This is a genomic window from Parabacteroides sp. MSK.9.14, from assembly GCF_019041495.1.
GTDB lineage: Bacteria > Bacteroidota > Bacteroidia > Bacteroidales > Tannerellaceae > Parabacteroides > Parabacteroides merdae.
The window spans coordinates 1-1,698 of record NZ_JAHPXO010000100.1 but is presented as its reverse complement, the minus strand read 5'-3'; the positions used below and the strand labels follow the sequence as shown (position 1 = coordinate 1,698).

General features: G+C 50.4%; 3 protein-coding genes. 1 reads left to right on the top strand and 2 read right to left on the bottom strand.

From position 1 onward, the window contains the following. Positions 1-193: 193 nt before the first annotated feature. Entirely contained in the window at positions 194-457 is a 264-nt protein-coding gene (locus KTG12_RS21215) for a hypothetical protein (RefSeq protein WP_226766765.1), read from the top strand. A gap of 123 nt (positions 458-580) precedes the next feature. Here the strand turns inward: KTG12_RS21215 and KTG12_RS21210 are convergent, their stop codons facing one another. Continuing rightward, positions 581-1,384, bottom strand: a complete 804-nt coding sequence (locus tag KTG12_RS21210) for a KilA-N domain-containing protein (RefSeq protein WP_004320828.1) — start codon at positions 1,382-1,384, stop codon at positions 581-583. Continuing rightward, the coding region (locus tag KTG12_RS22035; RefSeq protein ID WP_227226384.1) for a hypothetical protein at positions 1,351-1,698 on the bottom strand (348 nt) is incomplete at its 5' end. The genes KTG12_RS21210 and KTG12_RS22035, both read right to left, overlap by 34 nt.

The window sequence follows — 1,698 nt, the reverse complement described above, 5'->3', positions numbered from 1 at the left end:
CGTGAGGAAGATTTTTTCACGAGCAACCAGCCCGCAGGGCCGCCTTGCGGGACCGGCCTGAAAAACAACTATTTTTGCCGCAAGAAATGAGGATGACGGATTCCTTCTGTCTATTGCCTGTCCGGTGAGAATCTAAAATACCATGCAGCTTTTCTGTCTTCGGCATACTTGGAGAAATATTCAAGGATATGGAATGAGAACGGCAATACGTGATATTGCAGAAGGAGCGGAAATGGGATTGGAAACAGGAAGCATGTCCGGGCTTTCATGCGGTTTATACGGCAGTGTTGATTTTGGGGAGGATTACAGGGAAGTGACAGGAAGGTTAGCCGTACCGGAGAAATTGTATGTGTACGTTTGTTCCTTCTGGAATACGGAGTCTTTTAAAATCATGGAAGACCTCATTCGGGAATGTGTTCCGAACAATACCCCGCCACGGAACGGTTATGACACTTGATATCAGGCTGTAAGCCGTTCCGTAGCTTCAGTATCCCATATCCCATGCATGAATGTGGATCAGGCGGCATTTCACCTCCTTGCCCCGTTTACGGACATGCCGATGCGTTGCCTGCCGGAATTCTCATTCAAGCAGTTTTCGTCCGCCATCATCTTCCAACACACGCATTTGCTGGATGGCTATCCGGTTCAGTCTCACGAGCCGTTCGCCTTGCGGTATGCCCTGGTCTATGAATACGGCGTTCAGGTTTTCCATATTGGAGAGGCAGATCAGTTCATTGATGGAGGCATAGTCACGGATATTGCCCTTCAGACCGGGATTCTGCTCACGCCACATCCTGGCGGTCATCCCGAACATGGCTACGTTGAGCACGTCCGCCTCTTCCGCATAGATGACGCCGGCCTGTGCGGGGGTGACTTCCACCGGTATCAGGTTCTGCCTGATGGCATCGGTATGTATGCGGTAGTTGATCTTTGACAGTTCCCGTTTCGCACTCCAGCCGAGCTGGGCCTGTTCCTCCTCTTTCAACCGCTGGAACTCTTTCAGCAGGTACAGCTTGAATTGAGGGGATACCCACGTGGCGAACTCGAACGCGATATCCTTGTGTGCGTAAGTCCCTCCATAGCGTCCGGCCTTGGCGATGATACCTTTGGAGTTGGTCTTTTCCACCCATTGTTTGACGGAAAGGATGAAACGGTTCAATCCGGCCTCGTTTTTAATTCCCTCGAATTCGGGGGAATTAAAATCCGGATTGTACATCTCCTCCCATATGCCCAGAAACTCGACGGTATTCTTGTTACGCAACCACTTTTCAATAAGGGCGGGACCGTTTTCCATATTGCGGACCATGTCGGTCAGGGAGATATAATCCTTGTCATTGTACGTGATGACTGTCACTTCTGTATTTTGGACTTTAATTTTAGCCATGTTCTTTTAACGGTTATTCGGTTATTATTGGTTCGATGTACAAATGTACGGTGTATTTTCCGGAATGGTCCTCCATATCCGGAAAAGTTTGTGTCACGCCGCCTGTTGCGACAAGCCGTTTCTACCAAGGAAAGGGCAGGCAATACCGGCTGACGTGGATACAGGCGGAACAACTCGCATATGCAATGCAGAGGGAGCAGGAGAGCCTTCACCACAGCCGGAGAGGAAAGCGGTCTCATGCCGGGGTACGGCATGAAAAGGGGCTCCCGGACAGTTCTTTTCCTTGTCGCACATGCACTACGTCGGTCGCAGTT